The organism is Streptomyces sp. NPDC055099, assembly GCF_053607685.1.
The window spans coordinates 163924-186977 of record NZ_JBSGUA010000015.1; the positions used below are offsets into that span (position 1 = coordinate 163924).

The following is a 23054-nucleotide window of genomic DNA, read 5'->3' on the forward strand; positions in this document are numbered from 1 at the left end:
AGTCGTGCCGTCCGTCTCCAACCAGCTGTAGAGAGTGGCGAGCACACGGTGGACGTGCAGAAGAAGATCGACGAGATCGTCGACGCGGTCGGCAGTGCCCGGTCCATGCCGATGTCGGCCTCGTGCGTGGTCAACCGCGCCGATCTGCTGTCGATGCTCGAAGAGGTGCGCCAGGCGCTGCCCGGCTCCCTCGCCCAGGCCCAGGAGCTCATCGGCGGCCGCGAGCAGCTCGTCGAGCAGGCTCGCCAGGAGGCGGAGCGGATCATCGAGTCCGCGCACGCCGAGCGCGGTTCGCTGATCTCCGACACGGAGGTCGCCCGCAACTCCCAGGGCGAGGCCGAACGCATCCTCGCCGAGGCCCGCCAGGCCGCCGAGGAAGTCCGCGCCGAGGCCGACGACTACGTGGACAGCAAGCTGGCCAACTTCGAGGTCGTCCTCACCAAGACCCTCGGCTCGGTCGGCCGCGGCCGCGAGAAGCTCCTCGGCACCGGACCCGGCCTCGACGAGCAGGGCTACGAGGACGAGGACGCCCCGCAGCGCAGCCACGACCCCGAGACCCTGCGCCGCGACGCCGACGCGTACGTCGACGCCAAGCTCGGCGCCTTCGAGGCGGTCCTCGCCAAGACCCTGGAGGCGGTCGGCCGCGGCCGCCAGACCCTGCACGGCCGTGCGCCAGCCGACGACCTCGCGGGCCTCGCCGACGGCGGCCTCGGCCCCCAGGCGCACACCACGGACGCCGAGTACCTCGCGGGCCTCACCGACCCGACGGCTCCCGCGGCCCCCGCCGCCCCCGCGGCGGCCCCGCAGCCTCCCCAGGCGCCCCCGCAGATCCCGGCCCAGCAGCCGTACGCGCCGCCCCAGCAGGAACCGGACCCGTACGCGTACCAGCAGCAGGACCAGTACGGCTACCAGCAGCAGTACGCCCAGCAGGACCCGTACGGCTATCAGCAGCAGGACCCGTACGGCTACGCGCAGCAGGGGTACGACCAGACCCAGCAGCAGGGGTACGCGGAGCCGCAGCAGCAGCAACAGCAGCAGGCGCCCGGGGTGCTCGACGAGACCAGCCTCTTCGACACCGGCATGATCACGGCAGAGCAGCTGCGCCAGTACGAACAGGGCCGCTGACGCCGGGTCCGCGGCCCTCGCGGGACCGGATTGGGCCGAGAGCGAAAGGTCCAGTATCCTGGTTCTTCGGTCGCGCGTACGTCCGCGATCCAGGCTGCCCGGCTGACGAGCGAAGCTCGTTTTGGGGCGGCCCTTGAACTTCCAGGATTCGAAAGCAGGAAAAGCCCTGAGTGCTCGCCTTGACCACCGCAACCCACTCGTGTTCGACACACACGAGCTGGGTCGGCGTCCCGGTGCGCTGCAGCGGCTGACCCGTTCCGTCGAAGCGCCCGGTTCGCCGGCCGTCCTCGGCATCGAAGGGGTCATCGGAGTGCCGGCAGGCGCTCCGGTCGAGCTGAAGATCCGCCTTGAGTCGGTCATGGAAGGGGTGCTTGTCACAGGCACCGCCCGTGCGTCGGCCGAGGGGGAGTGCGTAAGGTGTCTGGAGCCGCTGAAGCTTGAGGTGGAAGCGGATTTCCAGGAGATGTTCTCGTACCCTGACGCCGACGACCGGGGCCGCACCGCGGAACCGGCCGACGACGCCGAGGACGACGAGGACAGGCTCTATCTCGAGGACGGCTTGTTCGACCTCGAGCCTGTGCTGCGTGATGCGGTGGTGCTCGCACTGCCGATGCAGCCGGTGTGCCGGGACGACTGTCCGGGTCTGTGTTCCCAGTGTGGAGCGCGGCTCGCGGACGACCCGGACCACCACCATGACGCCGTCGACATTCGTTGGGCGGCATTGCAGGGACTCGCCGGGACCATCCAGGACGGCGAGAAGGACGACGTGAGCGGCGCCGAAGCCGGCGTCGACGAGAAGCAGGAGAAGTAGCCGTGGCTGTTCCGAAGCGGAAGATGTCGCGCAGCAACACGCGCCACCGCCGGTCGCAGTGGAAGGCTGCGGTCCCCACCCTGGTTTCGTGCGAGCGTTGCCAGGAGCCGAAGCTGCAGCACATCGCGTGCCCGAGCTGCGGCACGTACAACAAGCGCCAGGTCCTCGAGGTCTGAGCGGCTGGTGAGAGGCACCGTGTCTAGCCACAAGATGGCGGAAGACGCCAACGCTGAAAAGGCTGCAAACGCCAAGAAGCAGGCGGAGAACACGGCCTCGTCCCACACGCTTTTGGAAGGGCGGCTCGGGTACAAGCTCGAGTCCGCCCTTCTGGTGCGTGCACTGACCCACCGTTCGTACGCGTACGAGAACGGCGGTCTGCCGACGAATGAGCGGCTCGAGTTCCTCGGGGACTCGGTGCTCGGTCTCGTCGTCACGGACACGCTCTATCGCACCCACCCCGACCTGCCCGAAGGCCAGCTGGCCAAGTTGCGGGCCGCGGTGGTCAATTCGCGTGCGCTGGCGGAGGTCAGTCGTGGCCTCGAACTCGGCCTCTTCATCCGGCTCGGCCGGGGCGAAGAGGGTACGGGTGGCCGGGACAAGGCATCCATCCTCGCCGACACCCTTGAAGCGGTGATCGGCGCGGTCTATCTGGACCAGGGTCTGGACGCGGCGGGCGAGCTGGTGCACCGGCTCTTCGACCCGCTGATCGAGAAGTCCTCGAACCTGGGCGCGGGCCTGGACTGGAAAACCAGCCTCCAGGAGCTCACCGCCACCGAGAGCCTCGGCGTTCCCGAGTATCTCGTCACGGAGAGCGGCCCGGACCATGAGAAGACCTTTACTGCTGCCGCCCGCGTCGGAGGCGTCTCGTACGGCACCGGCACCGGCCGCAGCAAGAAGGAAGCGGAGCAGCAGGCCGCGGAGTCCGCGTGGCGCGAGATTCGCGCTGCCGCGGATGCGCGGACAAAAGCGGTGGAAGCCGCTGCCGCTGAGGTTGACGGGGCCTCCGAAGCTCCGTCCGCCTGACAAGCGCTTTACTGTTGGTGCCGGTCGCCTTTTGGCGGCCGGCACCAGCCTTTTTCGCCGCTTCGCGGCGGGTTTCCCACCCGCCCGCCCGTCACCCGGAGTCAAGACCCCCATGCCCGAACTGCCCGAGGTAGAAGTCGTCCGGCGTGGGCTCGAGCGGTGGGTGGCTCATCGCACCGTCGCCGATGTCGAGGTGCTGCATCCGCGTGCCGTGCGGCGGCATGTCGCGGGCGGTGACGACTTCGGGCTCCGTCTGAAGGGGCACCGGGTCGGTACGGCGATGCGGCGCGGGAAGTATCTGTGGCTGCCCGTCGAGGACAGCGGCACCTCGATCCTCGCCCATCTCGGCATGAGCGGGCAGCTGCTCGTCCAGCCCCAAGAGGCGCCCGACGAGAAGCACTTGAGGATCCGCGTGCGGTTCGCCGACGCGCTCGGCACCGAGCTGCGCTTCGTCGACCAGCGGACCTTCGGCGGGCTGTCCCTGCACGCGAACACCCCCGACGGACTGCCGGACGTCATCGCGCACATCGCACGCGACCCGCTCGACGAGCTCTTCGACGACGCGGCCTTCCACGATGCGCTGCGCCGCCGGCGTACGACGATCAAACGGGCCCTGCTCGACCAGTCGTTGATCAGCGGTGTCGGCAACATCTACGCGGACGAGGCCCTTTGGCGGTCGAAGCTGCACTACGAGCGTCCCACCGCCACGTTCACCCGCCCGCGCACGGCCCAACTCCTGGGCCACGTAAGGGATGTGATGAACGCGGCGCTGGCTGTAGGCGGCACGAGCTTCGACAGTCTGTACGTGAACGTGAACGGCGAGTCCGGGTACTTCGAGCGGTCGCTCGACGCCTACGGACGTGAGGACGAGCCGTGCCGCCGCTGCGGTACGCCGATGCGCCGCCGCCCCTGGATGAACCGCTCCAGCTATTTCTGCCCGCGCTGTCAGCGGCCGCCGGTCGTCCGCCTGTCGTAGCGGTCGCGCGCTTCGAGCACGCCGTCCATCCTGCCTTCCACGAAGTGGATGAGGTTCATCAGGCGGTCGGTGATCTCGCGGCCCAGCGGGGTCAGCTCATAGTCCACCCGCGGCGGGTTCGTGGGCTGCGCCTCGCGGTGCACCAGGCCGTCGCGCTCCAGCGCGTGCAGGGTCTGGGACAGCATCTTCTCGCTCACGCCGTCGACCCTGCGGCGCAGTTCGTTGAAACGGAACGTGCCCTCGTGCAGCGCGCCCAGGGTGAGCGCGCCCCAGCGTCCGGTGACGTGCTCCAGGGTGCCGCGCGAGGGGCACTGCTTGGAGAACACGTCGTACGCCAGGTCCTGGGAGTCCATGCAGCCAGCATACTCCCGCGCAGCGCTGAATCACGGGTTGCGCTAACCAGAAGTTAGCGCAACCGGTGGCGTGCCTCAGAAGCCGAAGTCCTGCGTCCACCACGGGCCGCCCGGCGCGAAGTGCGCGCCGACGCCCAGGGTCTTGTAGTCGCAGTTGAGGATGTTGGCGCGGTGGCCGGGGCTGTTCATCCAGGCGTCCATCACGGACTGCGCGTTGGCCTGGCCCCGGGCGATGTTCTCGCCGCCCAGGTCCGATATCCCGGCCTTCTCGGCGCGGTCCCACGGGGTCGCGCCGTCCGGGTCGGTGTGGTCGAAGAAGTCGCGCTCGGCCATGTCCGAGCTGAAGTCACCGGCGAGCGCGGCGAGCGCGGCGTCGCCGCTCACGGGGGAGCAGCCCACCTTGGCCCGCTCCTGGTTGACCAGGGTGAGCACGTCCGCCTCGGCGACGCTCTCCGCGGAGGGGGACTTCGAGCCGGTGGACGGCGGGGTCTTGGTCTTCTCGGCAGGCCCCCGCGAAGGGCTCGGAGGCGTCGGCCTTTCCTTCTTCTCGTCGGTCCGGGGCGCGGGCGCCTTGGACGACGGCTTCTTCGACGGCTCGGCCGAAGGCTTCTCGGAGGTCTGCGAGGGGGAGGGGGCCGGGGCGTCCGGGCGCTCGGAGCCGCGGCTCGGCGGGGCCGACTCGCGCTCGGCGGTGCCCGTGTCGCCGCCCTGGGGCGACACCTCGCTGGGAGTCGTGGCGGCACGCACCTTGTTCGAGTCGCCGCCACCGCCCAGGGAGTAGTTGTCGGCGCCCGGGATCAGGCCGGAGGCGACCGCCACGGCACCCATCGCCACGGCTGCCGAGACCCCGAGCAGGCCGGTGCGCACCGGTGCGGCACGGCCCTTGCGGCGATGTGACACGGTGGCGGGGCGGGGCTCCGGGACGCCGGCGTGCCCGCCCGCGTATGTGTCGGAGACCCCAGTGGCGCGGCCGGTGGCGGCTGCCCCTGCGCCGGAGCGTCGGTGGCGTCCCATCTCCTGGCCTTCCTCGTCCTCAGCGGTCAACGTGGCTCACCCATACGAGTGAGGCTCATCGAGTCGGGACTGTACGCGATGGCGCATGGGGACGAAGTGCTCCGAGAGCAATTGGCCGGTTAGCGTGCACCCATGAACGAAGAAGTCAGAGTCACGGCCTGGGTGCGTGGCCAGGTGCAAGGCGTGGGTTTCCGCTGGTTCACGCGGGCCAAGGCTCTGGAGATCGGGGGCCTGAGTGGTTTTGCTCTCAATTTGGAGGACGGCCGTGTGCAGGTCGTCGCCGAGGGTTCCCGTGCGGGTGCCCAGGGACTGCTCGACTGGCTGCGCACGGGCGACACACCCGGCCGCGTCGACGGTGTCACTGAGATCTGGGACACTCCCCGCGGCGTCTACGACACCTTCGCGATTCGCTGACGGAGAGCTGTCCGGCGGGCCGGTTCCCCTGGGGCCGTGGCAACTGCCCGGGGTAGAAAACACCTGGTGGTTGCCAAGAACGCCCCGTCGTGGCAGGCTCCCGGGTGAAGGATGATCGACACGCCCTCAGGGCCCCGCAGCAGAGGCAGCGCCGCCGTTTCAACGGCCGCAGGCCCCCGGGTTGCCCGCCAATACGGGGCGTGATCGTGTTGACCGTCAAACTTTTTGGTGAGACTCTGGAAGCCCCGCGCACCTTAGCTGTTTGGCATGTGAGAACGGCCCGGCAAGACCAGCAAGAACAACGAGTGCCAAGCACCGCGGGTGCGATTCCCTCACGACCCACACCGCTTCGGTCGGTCACTCATTGTGGAGGACCATCCATCATGGCAAAGGCGCTTCTCGGTTACGTCGGCGGTTCCGACCCGCGACTTCTCGCCGAGATGCGACGGCTCCAGCAACGCGTCCAGGACCTGGAATCTGAGCTCGTGAAGATCCAGGCCGAGAACGACGCGCTCGCGGCTGCCGCTTCTCACGAATCGCTCCTGGAGAGCATCGACGTACCCCAGGCGGAGCCTGCGCTCACCTGACCACCACTTTCAGCAAGGCGCTCATCTCACACGACCGTGCGTAACGCCTCTTCGCGTCACGCGTGCTCCGGTCTGTGCGATGCCTGTTTACGCATGTGGTCAGGCTGCCCATGTCAGCCGCTTGTCCAGATCTGCAAGGGACGCTTCGGCGTCCCTTCTTTCTTGTCGCCGCTGGCCCGTTTCCGTTACAGCTGATGTGCCCTGCATGTTCCTGGGTGAAACGGTGAAAAGGAAGGTGTGGCGCGCAGCGCCCCGTTGGAAGGGCGGTGGTGGGAGACGGGTGGGAGGTAGAGTCCGGCTGCGTGCACCTCAAGGCCCTGACACTGCGCGGTTTCAAATCCTTCGCGTCGGCGACGACGCTGAAGTTCGAGCCGGGCATCACCTGCGTCGTCGGACCCAACGGCTCCGGCAAGTCCAACGTCGTGGACGCGCTGTCCTGGGTCATGGGCGAGCAGGGCGCCAAGTCGCTGCGCGGCGGCAAGATGGAGGACGTCATCTTCGCCGGTACCACCGGGCGCCCGCCGCTCGGCCGTGCCGAGGTCTCCCTCACCATCGACAACTCCGACGGCGCGCTGCCCATCGAGTACGCCGAGGTCACCATCACGCGGATCATGTTCCGCAACGGCGGCAGCGAGTACCAGATCAACGGCGACACCTGCCGGCTGCTCGACATCCAGGAACTGCTCTCCGACTCCGGCATCGGGCGCGAGATGCACGTCATCGTCGGACAGGGCCAGCTCGACGGCGTCCTGCACGCCGACCCCATGGGCCGCCGAGCCTTCATCGAGGAGGCCGCGGGCGTCCTCAAGCACCGCAAGCGCAAAGAGAAGGCGCTGCGCAAGCTCGACGCGATGCAGGCCAACCTCGCCCGCGTACAGGACCTGACCGACGAACTGCGGCGGCAGCTCAAGCCGCTCGGCCGGCAGGCCGCCGTGGCGCGCAGGGCCGCCGTCATCCAGGCCGACCTGCGCGACGCCCGCCTGCGGCTGCTCGCCGACGACCTCGTCCGCATGCGGGACGCGCTGAAGACCGAGGTCGCCGACGAGGCGGAGCTCAAGCGGCGCAAGGACACCGCCGAGGCCGAGCTGAAGAGGGCGCTCCAGCGGGAGGCGGAGCTGGAGGACGAGGTGCGCCGCCTGACGCCACGGCTCCAGCGGGCGCAGCAGACGTGGTACGAGCTGTCGCAGCTGGCCGAGCGGGTGCGCGGCACGGTGTCCCTTGCCGACGCCCGGGTCAAGAGCGCCACCGCCGCGCCCCCGGAGGAGCGGCGTGGCCGTGACCCCGAGGACATGGAGCGCGAGGCCGCGCGGATCCGCGAGCAGGAGGCGGAGCTCGAAGCCGCCCTGGAGGCCGCGGAGCACGCCCTGGAGGACACCGTCGGCCACCGTGCCGACCTGGAGCGGGAGCTGGCCGTCGAGGAGCGCCGCCTCAAGGACGTGGCGCGGGCCATCGCCGACCGGCGCGAAGGCCTCGCCCGGCTGCACGGCCAGGTCAACGCGGCGCGCTCGCGGGCGGGCTCCGCGCAGGCCGAGATCGACCGGCTCGCCCTGGCACGTGACGAGGCGGGGGAGCGCGCGGTCGCCGCCCAGGAGGAGTACGAGCAGCTGAAGGCGGAGGTCGACGGGATCGACGCCGGTGACGCGGAACTCGGCGAGCGGCACGACGAGGCGAAGCGTTCCCTCACCGAAGCGGAGGGCGCGCTGACCGCTGCCCGGGAGGCGGCCACCGCCGCCGAACGCAAGCGCGCCGCGGTCGCCGCCCGGCACGAGGCGCTCGCGCTCGGCCTGCGGCGCAAGGACGGTACGGGGGCGCTGCTCGCTGCCAAGGACCGCCTTACGGGGCTGCTCGGTCCCGCGGCCGAACTGCTGTCGATCACCCCGGGGCACGAGGTCGCGGTCGCGGCGGCGTTCGGCGCGGCGGCGGACGCGATCGCCGTGACCACACCTGCGTCGGCGGCGGAGGCCATCCGGCTGCTGCGCAAGCAGGACGCGGGGCGGGCCGCGCTGCTCCTCACGGGGGCGCCGGACGCCGGCCCCGGTGACGTACGGCGGGAGGGGTCCGAAGGGCCGCCCCTGGTCGCCGAACTGGTGCGAGGGCCCGAGGAGTTGATGCCTGCGGTGCGGCGGCTGCTGCGGGGGATGGTCGCCGTCGGCACCCTTGAGGACGCCGAGGACTTCGTCTACGCCCACCCGGAGCTCACCGCCGTCACCGCCGAGGGCGACCTGCTCGGGGCGCACTTCGCGCAGGGCGGGTCGGCCGGAGCGCCCAGCCTGCTCGAAGTACAGGCATCGGTCGACGAGGCCGCGGCCGAGCTGGAGCAACTCGCCGAGCAGTGCGGGGAGTTGGCGCACGCCCAGCGGGAAGCGGGTGAGCGGCGCAAGGAGGTGGCCGCGCTCGTCGAGGAGTTGGGGGAGCGCAGGCGCGCCGCCGACCGGGAGAAGTCGGCCGTGGCCCAGCAGTTGGGCGCGCTCGCCGGGCAGGCCCGCGGCGCCGCGGGCGAGGCCGAGCGCAGTGCCGCCGCTGCTGCGAAGGCCCAGGAAGCGCTGGACAAGGCGGTCCAGGACGCGGAGGAGCTGGCCGAGCGGCTCGCCGTGGCGGAGGAGGCTCCGGTCGAGGAGGAGCCCGACACCTCGGTGCGCGACCGGCTCGCCGCCGACGGGGCCAACGCGCGGCAGACCGAGATGGAGGCCAGGCTCCAGGTGCGTACGCACGAGGAGCGGGTCAAGGGCCTGGCGGGACGCGCCGACTCGCTGGACCGGGCCGCGCGCGCCGAACGCGAGGCACGCGCGCGTACCGAGCAGCGCAAGGCCCGGATGCGGCACGAGGCCGCGGTCGCCGAGGCCGTCGCCCGTGGCGCGCGGCAGTTGCTCGCGCACGTAGAGGTGTCCCTCGTACGCGCGGAGGAGGAACGTGCCGCCGCCGAGCACGCCAAGGAGGTGCGGGAGCGGGAGCTGACCGCCGAGCGGGGCCAGGGGCGCGACCTCAAGGCGGAGCTCGACAAACTGACGGATTCAGTCCACCGCGGTGAGGTACTCGGTGCCGAGAAGCGGCTGCGGATCGAGCAGCTGGAGTCCAAGGCACTGGAGGAACTCGGTGTGGAACCGGCAGGACTCGTCTCCGACTACGGCCCCGACCAGCTCGTGCCGCCCTCCCCCGCGGCAGAGGGCGAGGAGCTCCCCGAGGACCCGGAGCACCCGCGCAACCGGCCCGTGCCCTACGTCCGCGGTGAGCAGGAGAAGCGGCTGCGGTCAGCCGAACGGGCGTACCAGCAGCTCGGGAAGGTGAACCCGCTGGCCTTGGAGGAGTTCGCCGCGCTGGAGGAGCGTCACAAGTTCCTGAGCGAGCAGCTCGAGGACCTGAAGAAGACGCGGGCCGACCTCCTGCAAGTGGTGAAGGAGGTCGACGAGCGTGTCGAGCAGGTCTTCACCGAGGCCTACCGGGACACCGCCCGTGAGTTCGAGGGCGTCTTCTCGCGGCTCTTCCCGGGCGGCGAAGGCCGGCTCATCCTGACCGACCCCGACAACATGCTCGCCACGGGTGTCGACGTCGAGGCACGCCCGCCGGGCAAGAAGGTCAAGCGGCTCTCGCTGCTCTCCGGCGGTGAGCGGTCGCTGACCGCCGTCGCGCTGCTCGTCTCGATCTTCAAGGCGCGGCCGAGTCCCTTCTACGTGATGGACGAGGTCGAGGCCGCGCTCGACGACACCAACCTGCAGCGGCTCATCCGGATCATGGAGGAGCTGCAGGAGGCCTCGCAGCTCATCGTGATCACGCACCAGAAGCGGACGATGGAGGTCGCCGACGCGCTGTACGGCGTGTCCATGCAGGGTGACGGCGTCTCGAAGGTGATCAGTCAGCGGCTCCGTTAGCCGCTCGCAGGCTCACTCCGTCACCGCATCTCCATAACTTCAAGACTTGAACGAACCACGCCTCAGGGGTGCCTGAAAGTCACAGGAACCCAGGTATTGACTTCGAAACTTGAAGGCATAGTCTCTGCAACGTTGCTTTTACCTTCAGGTGGTGGGCGGCGTGAAGTTGTGCGCCACTTGAAGTGCTCACCCCCACCCCCGGCGATGTTGCCGGTGGCCCGAGGAGTCCATGTGACCAGCACAACGAAGGCGCCGCAGCCCGGCCACGGCAGAGAGGCCCAGCCGGACCATCTCGGCCATGTCATCTTCATCACGGCGGCCGCCGCGATGGGTGGCTTCCTGTTCGGCTACGACAGTTCGGTGATCAATGGCGCCACCGTCGCCATCCAGCACCGATTCGACGTCGACGCCAACATGCTCGGCTGGATCATCGCCACCGCACTGCTCGGCTGTGCCGTCGGTGCCGCGATCGCCGGCCGTATCGCCGACCGCATCGGCCGCATCCGCTGCATGCAGATCGCCGCCGTCCTCTTCGCGGCGAGCGCCGTCGGTTCGGCCCTGCCGTTCGCGGCGTGGGACCTGACGATGTGGCGCTTCATCGGCGGCATCGGCATCGGCATGGCGTCCGTCATCGGCCCGGCCTACATCGCCGAGGTCGCGCCGCCCGCCTACCGAGGCCGCCTCGCCTCGTTCCAGCAGGCCGCGATCGTCATCGGCATCGCCGTCTCCCAGCTGGTCAACTGGGCCATCCTGAACATGGCGGACGGTGACCAGCGCGGCAAGCTCCTCGGCCTCGAGGCCTGGCAGCTGATGCTCGGCGTCATGGTCATCCCGGCCGTCCTCTACGGCCTGCTCTCCTTCGCGATCCCCGAGTCGCCGCGCTTCCTCATCTCGGTCGGCCGCAACACCGAGGCCAAGAAGGTCCTCGGCGAGGTCGAGGGAACCAAGATCGACCTCGACGCCCGCGTCGACGAGATCGAGGAGGGCATGCGCCGCGAGCACAAGTCCTCGTTCAAGGACCTGCTCGGCAAGGTCGGCTTCCTGCCGATCGTCTGGATCGGCATCGGCCTCTCGGTGTTCCAGCAGCTCGTCGGCATCAACGTGATCTTCTACTACTCGAACCAGCTGTGGCAGTCGATCGGCAAGGACCCGAGCAGCTCGTTCCTGTACTCGTTCGAGACGTCGATCGTGAACATCGTCGGCACGGTCATCGCGATGATCTTCGTCGACCGCATCGGCCGCAAGCCGCTGGCCATCATCGGCTCGGCCGGCATGGCGCTCGCGCTCTTCACCTGCGCCTGGGCGTTCTCCTACCGCACCGGCACCGGCGACAACGTCTCGCTGCCGGACGCGCAGGGCCTGACGGCGATCATCGCCGCCAACTTCTTCGTGCTCTTCTTCGCCCTCTCCTGGGGCGTGGTGGTCTGGGTGCTGCTCGGCGAGATCTTCCCGAACCGCATCCGCGCCGCGGCGCTCGGTGTGGCGGCGTCGGCCCAGTGGCTCGCCAACTTCGCGATCACCAAGACCTTCCCGAGCATGTCCGAGTGGAGCCTGACCGGCTCGTACATCATCTACGGCGCCTTCGCCGTGATCTCGATCCCCTTCGTCATGAAGTTCGTCCAGGAGACGAAGGGCAAGACCCTGGAGGAGATGGGCTAATCCCCGCTGCCCCTCCTCTGAGGAAGCTGCCCCGGTTCAAGGACCTATTCCTTGAGCCGGGGCAGTACGTTTTCGCAGAAGTGGTGCAGGCTGCGCCAGCCCTCGTCGACCGGCATCCCGCCGGAGAGCGGGTGCAGCACGAGATTGGCCGCGCCACCCCGCACGTACGCCACGCACTGGTCGGGCGTCAGGACGCGGTAGACGCCCTCGGCGCGCAGCTCCTCGACCGTCGTGGCGCTCGACTTCACCGCCGAGCGGATGTCCTTGGACTGCCAGGAGGCGTACGTACGGGCCTCGTGCAGGAAGTGCTCGCCGTGCTCGGCCCAGGTGCGGTCCGGGTCGTCCGCGATGTGCAGGAGCGGGGTCTCGGCGGCGGGCATCATCGTCCAGCCCTCGGTGCCGTACTCCGCGAGGCGTTCGTTGTAGTACGCCTCGAGCTCCGGCAGATGGGCGCTGGGGAAGAACGGCAGGCCGAGCCGGGCCGCGCGCCGGGCCGCCGCCTGTGAGGAGCCGCCGACCAGCAGCATCGGATGCGGCTGGGTGTACGGACGGGGAGTGACGCGCGCGGTGCGCCCGCGGAACTCGAAGGGCTCGCCCGTCCACGCCTGCAACAGGGTCTCCAGGAGCTCGTCCTGGAGCCTGCCGCGCCGCTTCCAGTCGACGCCGAACGCCTCGTATTCCTCGGGCCGGTAGCCGATCCCCGCCACCGTGACCAGGCGGCCGCCGCTGAGCAGGTCGAGTACGGCGATGTCCTCGGCGAGCCGCAGCGGATCGTGCAGCGGGCCGATGATCGCGGAGACCGTGACCGCGATGCGCCGGGTCGCGCCGAAGACCGCGCCGGCGAAGGTGAAGGGCGAGGGCAGCCAGTTGTTGCCGACGCCGTGGTGTTCCTCGGTCTGCACGGTGGAGATGCCCCGGTCGTCCGCGTACGTGGCCATCTCCAGGGCGGCCTTGTAGCGCTCGCTGAGCGAGGAGGGTGTGGCATCCGGATCGACGAGGTTGAAGCGTACGACTGTGACGGGCATGGAAACGTCCCCCTTCACCGTGTGCGGGCGAAGAGGGACGTTAGGTGATGCGGTGTCAGATGACCAGGGTCCGGGGCCAGTTGCTCCGGATCGGGCCGGGCGCGGCCTCAGGCCGAGACGAGCTCCGTCTCGCCGCCGCCCTTGCCCTCGGGGGCCTCGACGGCCGGGGTCCTCGGGAGGACCGCGTACAGCGCCGCGGCGATGAGGATCGTGGCCAGCCAGCCCAGGCCGTTGCGGCCGACCCAGGACGTGGCGAGCGGGCCGCTGAACCAGTCCACCTTCGTGAAGAGCAGGCCCACCACCAGCGCGATCGCCCACGCCGCCATGGCCTGCCAGGCGAAGCCCGCCTTGTACCAGTAGGCGCTGGTGCGCTTGGTGTCCATCAGCGCCTCGCCGTCGTACGTCTTCCTGCGCAGCATGTCGATGCCGAAGACGCCGATCCAGGCGGAGAACGCGACCGCGAGCAGGGTCAGGAAGGAGATGAACGAACTGATGAAGCTGGTGGCCACGTTCATCAGGAGGTAGCCGAAGATCAGGCTGATGAGGGCGTTGATGGACACCGCCCACGTGCGCGGGACCTTGATGCCGAGCGTCATGGCGGTGAAGCCCGCGGAGTACATCGACATCGAGTTGATCAGGAGCATGCCGATCAGGGCCATCAGCAGGTACGGCACCGCGATCCACGTCGGCAGGAGCTGGCCGAGGAAGGAGACCGGGTCCGAGGCCTTCGACAGGCTCGGCGTGCTGACCGCCATGACGGCGCCCATCAGGACCATCGGTACGACGACGATGCCGGCGCCGCCGACGGCGTTGCCCACCAGGGCCTTGTTGGAGGCCTTGCGCGGGAGGTAGCGCGTGAAGTCCGGGCCGGTGGGGACCCAGCTGATGCCGCCCGCGGCGATCACGCCGACGCCCGCGACCATCGCCGACGTGGAGCCCGCCGACTGCGAGAAGACGTCCGACCAGGGGGTGTTGGCCACCAGGTAGACGAGGACGAGGACGCTGAACGCGCCGAAGAGGTACGTCGCCCAGGTGTTGCAGATGTGCAGCACCTTGCGGCCCAGGCCGCTGATGACGAACGTGGCGGCGACGAAGGCGATCAGCGTCACGACCGTCAGCCACGTGCTGGACTTCACGCCGAAGCAGATGTCCAGGACGGTGATGATCGCGTACGCGCCGGTCACCGCGTTGATCGTCTCCCAGCCCCAGCGGGCGATCCAGATCAGCGAGCCAGGGAAGAGGTTGCCGCGCTGGCCGAAGACGGCGCGCGAGAGCGTCATGCCGGGGGAGCCGCCGCGCTTGCCCGAGATGGAGATCAGACCGACCATGCCGTAGCTCAGGACGGGTGAGACGAGGGCGACGACCAGGGCCTGCCAGAAGTTCAGGCCGTTCGTCACGATGAGGCCCGCGCCCATGGTGAGCAGCAGGACGCTGATGTTGGCCGCCACCCACGTGGGGAACAGCTCGCGGGCCTTGCCCGTGCGCTCGGAGTCGGGGACGGGCTCGAGGCCGCGTGTCTCCAGGGCGCCTTCGTTTTCGGCGGTGGTGCTCATGGGGTGGGGTCCGTGCCTCTCGCTCGGATCGCAACGCCGCGATCCGTCCGTGGGGGTGATCGCGTTGGACTCTACGCGCGTTGATGCGGAGAGCTCCATCGTACTTTAGTCCGAGTAGTGCCCTCTATGAGCTTATGTTCTTTGGAGGAAGCTACAGCCTGAGCCCTTGTTGCCCCCATGGCTGATACTGGGTGGGTTATGGAAATCGTCATCCTTGCTGTAGTCATCGCCGTGGTCGTGATCGGCGCGCTCGGCGGGCTCGTGGTCGGCAGCCGCAAGAAGAAGCAGCTGCCGCCGAAGGCCCCGTCGTCCACGCCCACCATCACCGCTCCTCCGGCCGAGCCGCATATCGGCGACGAGGCCGAGACGCCGCGCGACGAACCGCGCCGCACGATCGAGGAGGTGGAACTTCCGCTCACCGGTCCGTCGGCGCCGCCCGCCGTCGTCATCGAGGAGCCGGCCGCCCCGGAGGTCGAGACCCCGGAGCCCACGGCAGGTCGCCTGGTCCGTCTGCGCTCGCGCCTCTCGCGCTCGCAGAACGCACTCGGCAAGGGGCTGCTCACGCTCCTCTCCCGCGAGCACCTGGACGAGGACACCTGGGAGGAGATCGAGGACACGCTCCTCACCGCCGACGTCGGCGTCGCGCCCACCCAGGAACTGGTCGAGCGGCTGCGCGAACGCGTCCGCGTGCTCGGCACCCGTACCCCCGACGACCTGCGCACCCTGCTGCGCGAGGAACTCGTGGCGCTCGTCGACCCGGACCTCGACCGTACGGTCAAGACCGAGTCGGGCCTGGAGACGCCCGGCATCGTGATGGTCGTCGGCGTGAACGGCACCGGCAAGACCACCACCACCGGCAAGCTCGCCCGCGTCCTGGTCGCCGACGGCCGCTCCGTGGTCCTCGGCGCCGCGGACACGTTCCGCGCGGCCGCCGCCGACCAGCTGCAGACCTGGGGCGAGCGGGTCGGCGCGCGCACGGTCCGCGGCCCCGAGGGCGGCGACCCCGCGTCGATCGCCTTCGACGCGGTCAAGGAAGGCATCGCGGAGGGCGCCGACGTCGTCCTCATCGACACCGCGGGCCGCCTGCACACCAAGACCGGCCTGATGGACGAGCTCGGCAAGGTCAAGCGCGTCGTCGAGAAGCACGCGCCGCTCGACGAGGTGCTGCTCGTCCTGGACGCCACGACCGGGCAGAACGGCCTGGTGCAGGCGCGGGTCTTCGCCGAGGTCGTCGACATCACCGGCATCGTCCTGACGAAGCTGGACGGCACGGCCAAGGGCGGCATCGTCGTCGCGGTCCAGCGCGAGCTGGGTGTGCCGGTGAAGCTGGTCGGGCTCGGCGAGGGCGCGGACGACCTGGCGCCGTTCGAGCCCGAGGCGTTCGTCGACGCGCTGATCGGCGAGTAGCCGCTCGGCGCCCGGGCGCCACGCACGAAAAGAAATGCCCCACCCCGGGGTGCAGCCGGGGTGGGGCATTTCGTGTGCGGGCGCCGTCCGCTACGCCGGTGAGCGATGGGCCACGTACGCCAGGGTCCCTAGGACGAGGCGGGCCTGGGGCGGGTGTGTCGCCGAGTCCAGGTCCGGGGCGCGGAGCCAGCGGACCGGGCCGAGGCCCCCGCGGTCGGAGGGCGGGGCGGTGATGTGCGTGCCGGGGCCCAGGCCGTGCAGGTCGATGCCGGCGTCGTCCCAGCCCATGCGGTAGAGCAGCTGGGGGAGTTCGGCGGCGGCGCCGGGGGCCACGAAGAAGTGTGCGCGGCCCTCCGGGGTGGCGGCCACCGGGCCGAGCGGCAGGCCCATGCGCTCCAGACGGACCAGGGCCCTGCGGCCCGCCGCCTCGGCCACCTCGATGACGTCGAAGGCGCGGCCCACGGGCAGCAGTACGGCGGCGCCCGGGAACTGGGCCCAGGCCTCGGTCACTTCGTCGAGCGTCGCCCCGGCGGGGACCTCGGGGGCGAACTCCAGGGGGTGGGCGCCGGGGGCGGCGCAGTCGGCCGCGCCGCAGGAGCAGCGGCCGTCCAGGGCGCGTGCGCCGGGGACCGCGGCCCATCCCCACAGTCCGGTGTACTCCGCCACCGCGGTGCAGTCCGACGTGCGGCCGCGCCGCCGTGAACCGGTGCGAGGCTTGTCGGTTCCCCGGATGCCGCCGATCGTGAAGCCCATGCCCCCTCCAACGGGTCGAGCGCGGTGTGGTTACGTGACGGAATCGGATCGTGACCCTGTGCTTTTGTGTGGCGCCCGGTGCCCCAAGGGGGGTGCGCCCGGTCATACGCGCCCCGAAGTGCTCCCTTCCGCCCACCTTCGGTCGTCCACTGTCAAGTCAATCGCTTGTCGCGGCCCGGGAGTTCATTCGAAGGGGTGGCGAATGGTGGCGTTTCCGCGATCGCCCTCGCCGGAGGGGTGATCGTAGGATTACTTTCAGTGCACGGACCCTGAGTGGCGTGCACTCGTGGGTATGCCGGAGGCAAGTCGGTTTCCTGTTCGATGGGTGACGTTCTCCGGACGGAGAGCCGCGCCGCGCGGCATTCTGGTAGGGCTTGGCGTTGGGTCCGCGCGTAAGTGTCTTGAGGGATGGGGGCGTTCCAGTGGGCGGCAATGGCGGAAGTGGTGCGAACGCTGAGAAGCGCCCCAACGAACTGCTCAATTCCTGGTTCGTGCGCAGCGGCTGGTCGAAGGGCGAGCTGGCACGCCAAGTGAACCGCAGGGCGCGGCAGTTGGGCGCCCACCACATCTCCACCGACACCTCACGGGTACGGCGCTGGCTGGACGGCGAGAACCCCCGCGAGCCCATCCCGCGCATCCTCTCCGAGCTGTTCTCCGAGCGGTTCGGCTGCGTCGTCGCCGTCGAGGACCTCGGGCTGCGCGCCGCCCACCAGTCGCCGTCCGTCTCGGGTGTCGACCTGCCCTGGACCGGGCCCCAGACCGTCGCGCTCATCAGCGAGTTCTCGCGCAGTGACCTGATGCTGGCCCGGCGCGGCTTCCTCGGCACCTCGCTCGCGCTCTCCGCCGGTCCCTCCCTCATCGAGCCCATGCAGCGCTGGCTGGTCCCGGGGCCCACGGCCCCGGCCGTCGACCCGGAGCCGCCCACCCCGTCCCGCAGGCCAGGCAAGCTCTCCAGGGCGGAGCTGGACCTCCTGGAGTCCACGACCGTGATGTTCCGGCAGTGGGACGCGCAGTGCGGCGGCGGGCTGCGGCGCAAGGCGGTCGTCGGCCAACTGCACGAGGTGACGGACCTGTTGCAGGAGCCCCAGCCGGAGGCCACGTCCAAGCGGCTCTTCAAGGTCGCGGGCGAGCTGGCCGAACTGGCGGGCTGGATGAGCTACGACGTCGGTCTCCAGCCCACCGCCCAGAAGTACTTCGTGCTTGCCCTGCACGCCGCGAAGGAAGCCGGCGAGAAGCCGCTCGGTTCGTACATCCTCTCCAGCATGAGCCGCCAGATGATCCACCTCGGACGGCCCGACGACGCGCTCGAACTGATCCACCTCGCGCAGTACGGAAGCCGTGACTGCGCCAGCCCGCGCACCCAGGCCATGCTGTATGCGATGGAGGCCCGCGCCTACGCCAGCATGGGCCAGCCCGGCAAGTGCAAGCGGGCCGTGCGCATGGCCGAGGACACCTTCGCCGACGCCGCCGACTTCGACGAGCCCGAGCCCGACTGGATCCGCTTCTTCTCCGAGGCCGAGCTGAACGGCGAGAACGCCCACTCGTTCCGTGACCTGGCCTATGTGGCGGGACGCAGCCCGACGTACGCCTCGCTCGCCGAGCCCGTCATGGAGCGCGCCGTCGAGCTCTTCGGCAAGGATTCCGAGCACCAGCGTTCGTACGCACTGAACCTCATCGGGATGGCCACGGTCCACCTGCTCCGGCGCGAGCCCGAGCAGAGCACGGTCCTCGCGGGCCAGGCCCTGACCATCGCCAAGAAGGTGCGCTCCGAGCGGGTCAACACCCGCCTGCGCAAGACCGTGGACACCGCCGTGCGGGACTTCGGCGACATCGCCGAGGTCGTGCAGCTCACCGACCAGCTGGCCGTCGACATGCCCGAGACCGCGGAGGCGGTCTGACCGCGCCCCACCAGAACTCCGGCCGTGGCCGGTCCATCCCGAACTGCCCGACTCGGCTCCCCCACGCCAGGTCAATCGGATGGCCGCCGCGGCCGGTTTTTTCCGTGTGCGCAGGGTATGAAAACGCGCCCCGCCTGACCCGGCAGTTCATGGACGCGTAACACGCACGACCTCTTCGTCACTGCGGCGAAACATCGAGGGGCGCCCCCTGAAACGGCGCTGGGCCAATCTCATGGCGCATAACGGCCCACCCCCTCTTGCCCCGCCCGCACGGGCCGCATACGACGACGAGGAGACGCCGATGCCCCCAGGCATCACGATCGCCGCAGACGCCCCGCAGCTGTCTGCCGCCAACACAGGGTTCATGCTCATCTGTTCCGCCCTGGTGATGCTCATGACGCCGGGACTCGCCTTCTTCTACGGAGGCATGGTCCGCGTCAAGAGCACACTGAACATGCTGATGATGAGCTTCATCAGTCTGGGGATCGTCACCATCCTCTGGGTGCTGTACGGCTTCTCCATCGCGTTCGGCACCGACCACGGCAGCCTCATCGGCTGGTCGTCCGACTACGTGGGCCTCAGCGGCATAGGACTCACCGAGCTGTGGGACGGCTACACCATCCCGGTCTACGTCTTCGCGGTCTTCCAGCTGATGTTCGCGATCATCACGCCCGCGCTGATCAGCGGTGCGCTCGCCGACCGCGTGAAGTTCACCGCCTGGGCGCTGTTCGTGGCGCTGTGGGCCACGATCGTCTACTTCCCGGTCGCGCACTGGGTGTGGGGCACGGGCGGCTGGGCCTTCGAGCTCGGCGTCATCGACTTCGCCGGCGGTACGGCCGTGCACATCAACGCCGGCGCCGCCGCGCTCGGCGTGATCCTGGTCATCGGCAAGCGCGTCGGCTTCAAGAAGGACCCGATGCGGCCGCACAGCCTGCCGCTCGTCATGCTCGGCGCGGCCCTCCTGTGGTTCGGCTGGTTCGGCTTCAACGCCGGATCGTGGCTGGGCAACAACGACGGCGTCGGCGCGATGATGTTCCTGAACACGCAGGTCGCCACCGCCGCGGCCATGCTGGCCTGGCTCGCCTACGAGAAGATCCGGCACGGCGCGTTCACCACGCTCGGCGCCGCGTCGGGCGCCGTCGCGGGGCTCGTCGCGATCACCCCCTCCGGCGGCTCCTGCTCGCCGCTCGGCGCGATCGCCATCGGCGCCATCGCCGGTCTGCTCTGCGCCATGGCCGTCGGCCTCAAGTTCAAGTTCGGCTACGACGACTCCCTCGACGTCGTCGGTGTCCACCTCGTCGGCGGTGTCGTGGGCTCGCTGCTCGTCGGCTTCTTCGCCACCGGCGGCGTCCAGTCCGACGCCAAGGGCCTCTTCTACGGCGGCGGCCTCGAACAGCTGGGCAAGCAGGCCGCCGGTGTCGGCGCCGTCCTCGTGTACTCCATGATCGCCTCCGCGATCCTCGCCTTCCTGGTCGACAAGACCATCGGGATGCGGGTCAGCGAGGACGAGGAGGTCTCGGGCATCGACCAGGTGCAGCACGCCGAGACCGCGTACGACTTCAGTGGCGCGGGCGGTGGCACGGCGCCCCGTACCGCCGCCGTGCCCGGCGCACCGGCCCAGGACGCCGGCAAGCCCGCGAACGAGAAGAACAAGAGGGTGGACGCATGAAGCTCATCACCGCGGTCGTCAAGCCGCACCGGCTCGACGAGATCAAGGAAGCACTCCAGGCCTTCGGCGTCCAGGGCCTGACCGTGACCGAGGCCAGCGGCTACGGCCGCCAGCGCGGCCACACCGAGGTCTACCGTGGCGCGGAGTACACCGTCGACCTCGTGCCGAAGATCCGCATCGAGGTCCTGGTCGAGGACGACGACGCCGAACAGCTCGTGGATGTCGTGGTCAAGGCCGCCCGGACCGGCAAGATCGGGGACGGCAAGGTGTGGAGCGTCCCGGTCGACACGGCCGTCCGGGTACGGACCGGCGAACGCGGGCCGGACGCGTTGTGAGCTCTGTCGGCAGAGCTGAGCCGACAGGACTGAGCGGAACTGAGCGGGACTGACAGGAGCTGCTGGGTGACGAGTGTGGACGTACGTACTGAATCGGACTCGGAAGACTCCGGACCCAGCGGCTACGCGGCGGCCCGGCTGCGCCTCCTCCAAGGGGAGGCGCGGTCCGGGCCGCCGCGCCGTTCGGCCCTCGCCGACCTCACCGACGACTGGCTGACCGGCCTCTTCAACGCCGCGGGTGCGCCACGGGGGGCCGCACTGGTGGCCGTGGGCGGGTACGGCAGGGGCGAGCTCTCGCCGCGCAGCGACCTCGACCTGCTGTTGCTGCACGACGGCAGCGCGGACGCCGGTGAGGTGGCGGCCCTCGCGGACCGCGTCTGGTACCCCATCTGGGATCTCGGGCTCGCGCTCGACCACTCCGTGCGCACGCCCGCGGAGGCGCGCAAGACCGCGGGCGAGGACCTCAAGGTGCAGCTGGGGCTGCTCGACGCGCGGCATGTCGTGGGGGATCTCGGGCTGACCGCCGGGCTGCGCACGGCGGTGCTCGCCGACTGGCGCAACCTCGCGCCGAAGCGGCTGCCCGAGCTGCGCGAGCTGTGCGAGGAACGGGCCGAGCGGCAGGGGGAGTTGAGCTATCTCCTGGAGCCGGATCTGAAGGAGGCCCGGGGCGGCCTGCGGGATGCGACCGCCTTGCGGGCCGTCGCCGCCTCCTGGCTGGCCGACGCGCCTCGCGAGGGGCTCGCCGATGCCCGGCGGCGACTCCTCGACGTGCGGGACGCGCTGCATCTGTCCACGGGGCGGGCCACCGACCGGCTCGCGCTGCAGGAACAGGATCAAGTCGCCGCGGAACTCGGCCTGTTGGACGCCGACACTCTGTTGCGACAGGTGTACGAGTCCGCGCGCACCGTCTCGTACGCGAGTGACGTGACGTGGCGCGAGGTGGGCAGGGTGCTGCGGTCCCGGTCCGTGCGGCCTCGGCTGCGGGCCATGCTGGGAGGCGGCAAGGGGGCGGTCGCCGAGCGTTCGCCGCTGGCCGAGGGGGTCGTGGAGCAGGACGGGGAGGTCGTCCTCGCGCGGGCGGCCCGGCCCGAGCGGGACCCCGTGCTGCCGCTGCGTGCCGCCGCGGCAGCGGCCCAGGCGGGGCTGCCCCTGTCGCTGCACGCGGTGCGCAGGATGGCCGCCGCGGTGCGCCCGCTGCCCACGCCGTGGCCCGCGGAGGCCCGGGAGCAGCTGGTGACGCTCCTCGGAGCCGGGCGCCCCACGGTCGAGGTGTGGGAGGCGCTGGAGGCCGAGGGGCTCATCACCCGGCTGCTTCCGGACTGGGAGCGGGTGCGGTGCAGGCCGCAGCGCAACGCCGTGCACACGTGGACGGTCGACCGGCATCTGGTGGAGACGGCGGTCCAGGCCTCGGAACTGACCCGGCGCGTGGGACGGCCCGACCTGCTCCTTGTGGCCGGGCTGCTGCACGACATCGGGAAGGGCTGGCCCGGGGACCACTCGGAGGCCGGGGAGATCATCGCCCGTGACGTCGCCGCCCGGATCGGCTTCGACCGGGCCGACGTGGCGGTCCTCGCGACCCTCGTCCGGTACCACCTGCTGCTGATCGAGACGGCCACGCGTCGTGATCTCGACGACCCGGCCACGGTACGGGCGGTGGCGGACGCGGTGGGTTCGACCGGGACGCTCGAACTGCTGCACGCGCTCACGGAGGCGGACGCGCTGGCCACCGGCCCCGCCGCCTGGTCCGCCTGGCGGGGTTCGCTCGTCGCCGACCTGGTGAAGCGCGTCGGGGCGGTGCTGTCGGGGGAGGAGCCGGAGAAGGCGGAGGACATCGCTCCCACCGCCGAGCAGGAGCGCCTCGCGGTGGAGGCGTTCCGTACGGGCGGACCGGTGCTCTCGCTGCGGGCGCAGACGGAGGCAGTCGCCGCCGAGGAGTCGGCCGGGGACCCGGAGCCGCTGGGCGTGGAGCTGGTCATCGCGGTGCCGGACCAGCCGGGCGTGCTGTCCGCCGTCGCCGGGGTGCTCGCCATGCACCGGCTCACGGTACGGACCGCGGAGCTGCGGGGGGTGGGGCTGCCGTCCGGTCTCGAGGACTCGGTGCTGCTGCTCAACTGGCGGGTCGCCGCGGAGTACGGCTCCCTGCCGCAGGCCGCGCGGCTGCGGGCGGACCTGGTGCGGGCCCTGGACGGTTCACTGGACATCGCGGCACGGCTTGCCGAGCGGGATGCCGCGTACCCGCGGCGGCGGGGAACGGTCGCGCCGCCGCCCCGGGTGACCGTGGCCTCGGCGGGCTCCCGCCTCGCGACGGTGATCGAGGTGCGGGCCCAGGACGCGCCGGGCCTGCTGCACCGCATCGGCCGGGCGCTGGAGTCGGCGGGCGTGGAGGTGCGCAGCGCCCACGTCTCGACCCTGGGGGCGAACGCGGTGGACGCGTTCTACGTGACAGGGGAAGGGGTGCCGCTGCCGGGGGAGCGGGCTGCGGGGGTGGCGCGGGCGGTGGAGGAGGCCCTGCGGGGGTAGGGGCGTCCCCCGCCCACTTCTCCCGTGCGGTTCGCCCACCCCTGCTGCCGCACGTGTTCCCCGACC

The 23054-nt window shown here is 70.5% G+C and carries 19 protein-coding genes; 14 read left to right on the forward strand and 5 right to left on the reverse strand.

Translation table 11 applies throughout. From position 1 onward, the window contains the following. Positions 1 to 48: 48 nt before the first annotated feature. The 5 genes from ACWFRU_RS31670 to mutM all read left to right on the forward strand — a co-directional run bounded on the left by ACWFRU_RS31670 (position 49) and on the right by mutM (position 3935). A complete protein-coding gene (locus ACWFRU_RS31670; RefSeq protein ID WP_453691517.1) occupies positions 49 to 1125 on the forward strand; it encodes a cell division initiation protein in 1077 nt (358 codons plus the stop codon). Between the two features lie 133 nt (positions 1126 to 1258). Next, positions 1259 to 1936, forward strand: coding sequence for a YceD family protein (locus ACWFRU_RS31675; RefSeq protein WP_365824057.1), 678 nt, complete (start codon positions 1259 to 1261; stop codon positions 1934 to 1936). Between the two features lie 2 nt (positions 1937 to 1938). Next, positions 1939 to 2112 carry a 50S ribosomal protein L32 gene (gene rpmF / locus ACWFRU_RS31680; RefSeq protein ID WP_003965982.1) on the forward strand — a complete coding sequence of 58 codons (174 nt, stop codon included), beginning with the start codon at positions 1939 to 1941 and terminating at the stop codon, positions 2110 to 2112. Between the two features lie 7 nt (positions 2113 to 2119). After that, on the forward strand, positions 2120 to 2959 hold the full coding sequence (rnc, locus tag ACWFRU_RS31685; protein WP_453691518.1) for a ribonuclease III: 840 nt from the start codon (positions 2120 to 2122) through the stop codon (positions 2957 to 2959). 112 nt (positions 2960 to 3071) lie between these two features. Continuing rightward, positions 3072 to 3935, forward strand: coding sequence for a bifunctional DNA-formamidopyrimidine glycosylase/DNA-(apurinic or apyrimidinic site) lyase (gene mutM / locus ACWFRU_RS31690; RefSeq protein ID WP_453691519.1), 864 nt, complete (start codon positions 3072 to 3074; stop codon positions 3933 to 3935). On the opposite strand, the gene ACWFRU_RS31695 is transcribed toward mutM, so the two are convergent. Beyond that, positions 3905 to 4288, reverse strand: a complete 384-nt coding sequence (locus tag ACWFRU_RS31695) for a winged helix-turn-helix transcriptional regulator (RefSeq protein WP_453691520.1) — start codon at positions 4286 to 4288, stop codon at positions 3905 to 3907. The genes mutM and ACWFRU_RS31695 overlap by 31 nt on opposite strands. A 75-nt stretch (positions 4289 to 4363) precedes the next feature. Then, positions 4364 to 5302, reverse strand: coding sequence for a CAP domain-containing protein (locus tag ACWFRU_RS31700; protein WP_453691625.1), 939 nt, complete (start codon positions 5300 to 5302; stop codon positions 4364 to 4366). A gap of 132 nt (positions 5303 to 5434) precedes the next feature. On the opposite strand from ACWFRU_RS31700, the gene ACWFRU_RS31705 reads away from it, so the two are divergent. The 4 genes from ACWFRU_RS31705 to ACWFRU_RS31720 all read left to right on the forward strand — a co-directional run bounded on the left by ACWFRU_RS31705 (position 5435) and on the right by ACWFRU_RS31720 (position 11828). After that, positions 5435 to 5716 (forward strand): acylphosphatase, encoded by a 282-nt coding sequence (locus ACWFRU_RS31705; RefSeq protein WP_453691521.1) that lies wholly within the window; start codon positions 5435 to 5437, stop codon positions 5714 to 5716. A gap of 383 nt (positions 5717 to 6099) precedes the next feature. Beyond that, positions 6100 to 6303 (forward strand): hypothetical protein, encoded by a 204-nt coding sequence (locus ACWFRU_RS31710; protein WP_135333243.1) that lies wholly within the window; start codon positions 6100 to 6102, stop codon positions 6301 to 6303. A 302-nt stretch (positions 6304 to 6605) separates the two neighbouring features. After that, positions 6606 to 10169 carry a chromosome segregation protein SMC gene (gene smc / locus ACWFRU_RS31715; protein ID WP_453691522.1) on the forward strand — a complete coding sequence of 1188 codons (3564 nt, stop codon included), beginning with the start codon at positions 6606 to 6608 and terminating at the stop codon, positions 10167 to 10169. Between the two features lie 204 nt (positions 10170 to 10373). Continuing rightward, positions 10374 to 11828: a sugar porter family MFS transporter gene (locus ACWFRU_RS31720; protein WP_453691523.1), complete on the forward strand. Its 1455-nt coding sequence runs from the start codon at positions 10374 to 10376 to the stop codon at positions 11826 to 11828. A gap of 44 nt (positions 11829 to 11872) precedes the next feature. On the opposite strand, the gene ACWFRU_RS31725 is transcribed toward ACWFRU_RS31720, so the two are convergent. Together ACWFRU_RS31725 and ACWFRU_RS31730 are read right to left on the reverse strand one after the other, a co-directional pair. Beyond that, a complete protein-coding gene (locus ACWFRU_RS31725) occupies positions 11873 to 12853 on the reverse strand; it encodes an LLM class flavin-dependent oxidoreductase (protein ID WP_453691524.1) in 981 nt (326 codons plus the stop codon). A 107-nt stretch (positions 12854 to 12960) separates the two neighbouring features. Beyond that, positions 12961 to 14406: a purine-cytosine permease family protein gene (locus ACWFRU_RS31730; RefSeq protein WP_453691525.1), complete on the reverse strand. Its 1446-nt coding sequence runs from the start codon at positions 14404 to 14406 to the stop codon at positions 12961 to 12963. A gap of 198 nt (positions 14407 to 14604) precedes the next feature. Here ACWFRU_RS31730 and ftsY point away from each other — a divergent pair, with 198 nt between their 5' ends. Beyond that, positions 14605 to 15813 carry a signal recognition particle-docking protein FtsY gene (ftsY, locus tag ACWFRU_RS31735; RefSeq protein ID WP_453691526.1) on the forward strand — a complete coding sequence of 403 codons (1209 nt, stop codon included), beginning with the start codon at positions 14605 to 14607 and terminating at the stop codon, positions 15811 to 15813. 90 nt (positions 15814 to 15903) lie between these two features. On the opposite strand, the gene ACWFRU_RS31740 is transcribed toward ftsY, so the two are convergent. Then, the gene (locus tag ACWFRU_RS31740; protein WP_453691527.1) at positions 15904 to 16566 is read right to left on the reverse strand and encodes a bifunctional DNA primase/polymerase; all 663 of its coding nucleotides are present in this window, start codon (positions 16564 to 16566) and stop codon (positions 15904 to 15906) included. 422 nt (positions 16567 to 16988) lie between these two features. Here ACWFRU_RS31740 and nsdA point away from each other — a divergent pair, with 422 nt between their 5' ends. The 4 genes from nsdA to ACWFRU_RS31760 all read left to right on the forward strand — a co-directional run bounded on the left by nsdA (position 16989) and on the right by ACWFRU_RS31760 (position 22988). Further along, entirely contained in the window at positions 16989 to 18464 is a 1476-nt protein-coding gene (nsdA, locus tag ACWFRU_RS31745; RefSeq protein WP_453691528.1) for a transcriptional repressor NsdA, read from the forward strand. A 301-nt stretch (positions 18465 to 18765) separates the two neighbouring features. Then, positions 18766 to 20133: an ammonium transporter gene (locus ACWFRU_RS31750; protein WP_453691529.1), complete on the forward strand. Its 1368-nt coding sequence runs from the start codon at positions 18766 to 18768 to the stop codon at positions 20131 to 20133. Beyond that, the gene (locus ACWFRU_RS31755; protein ID WP_150493276.1) at positions 20130 to 20468 is read left to right on the forward strand and encodes a P-II family nitrogen regulator; all 339 of its coding nucleotides are present in this window, start codon (positions 20130 to 20132) and stop codon (positions 20466 to 20468) included. The genes ACWFRU_RS31750 and ACWFRU_RS31755 overlap by 4 nt, the downstream gene beginning before the upstream one ends. A 66-nt stretch (positions 20469 to 20534) precedes the next feature. Continuing rightward, on the forward strand, positions 20535 to 22988 hold the full coding sequence (locus ACWFRU_RS31760) for a [protein-PII] uridylyltransferase (RefSeq protein ID WP_453691530.1): 2454 nt from the start codon (positions 20535 to 20537) through the stop codon (positions 22986 to 22988). Positions 22989 to 23054: the final 66 nt, after the last annotated feature.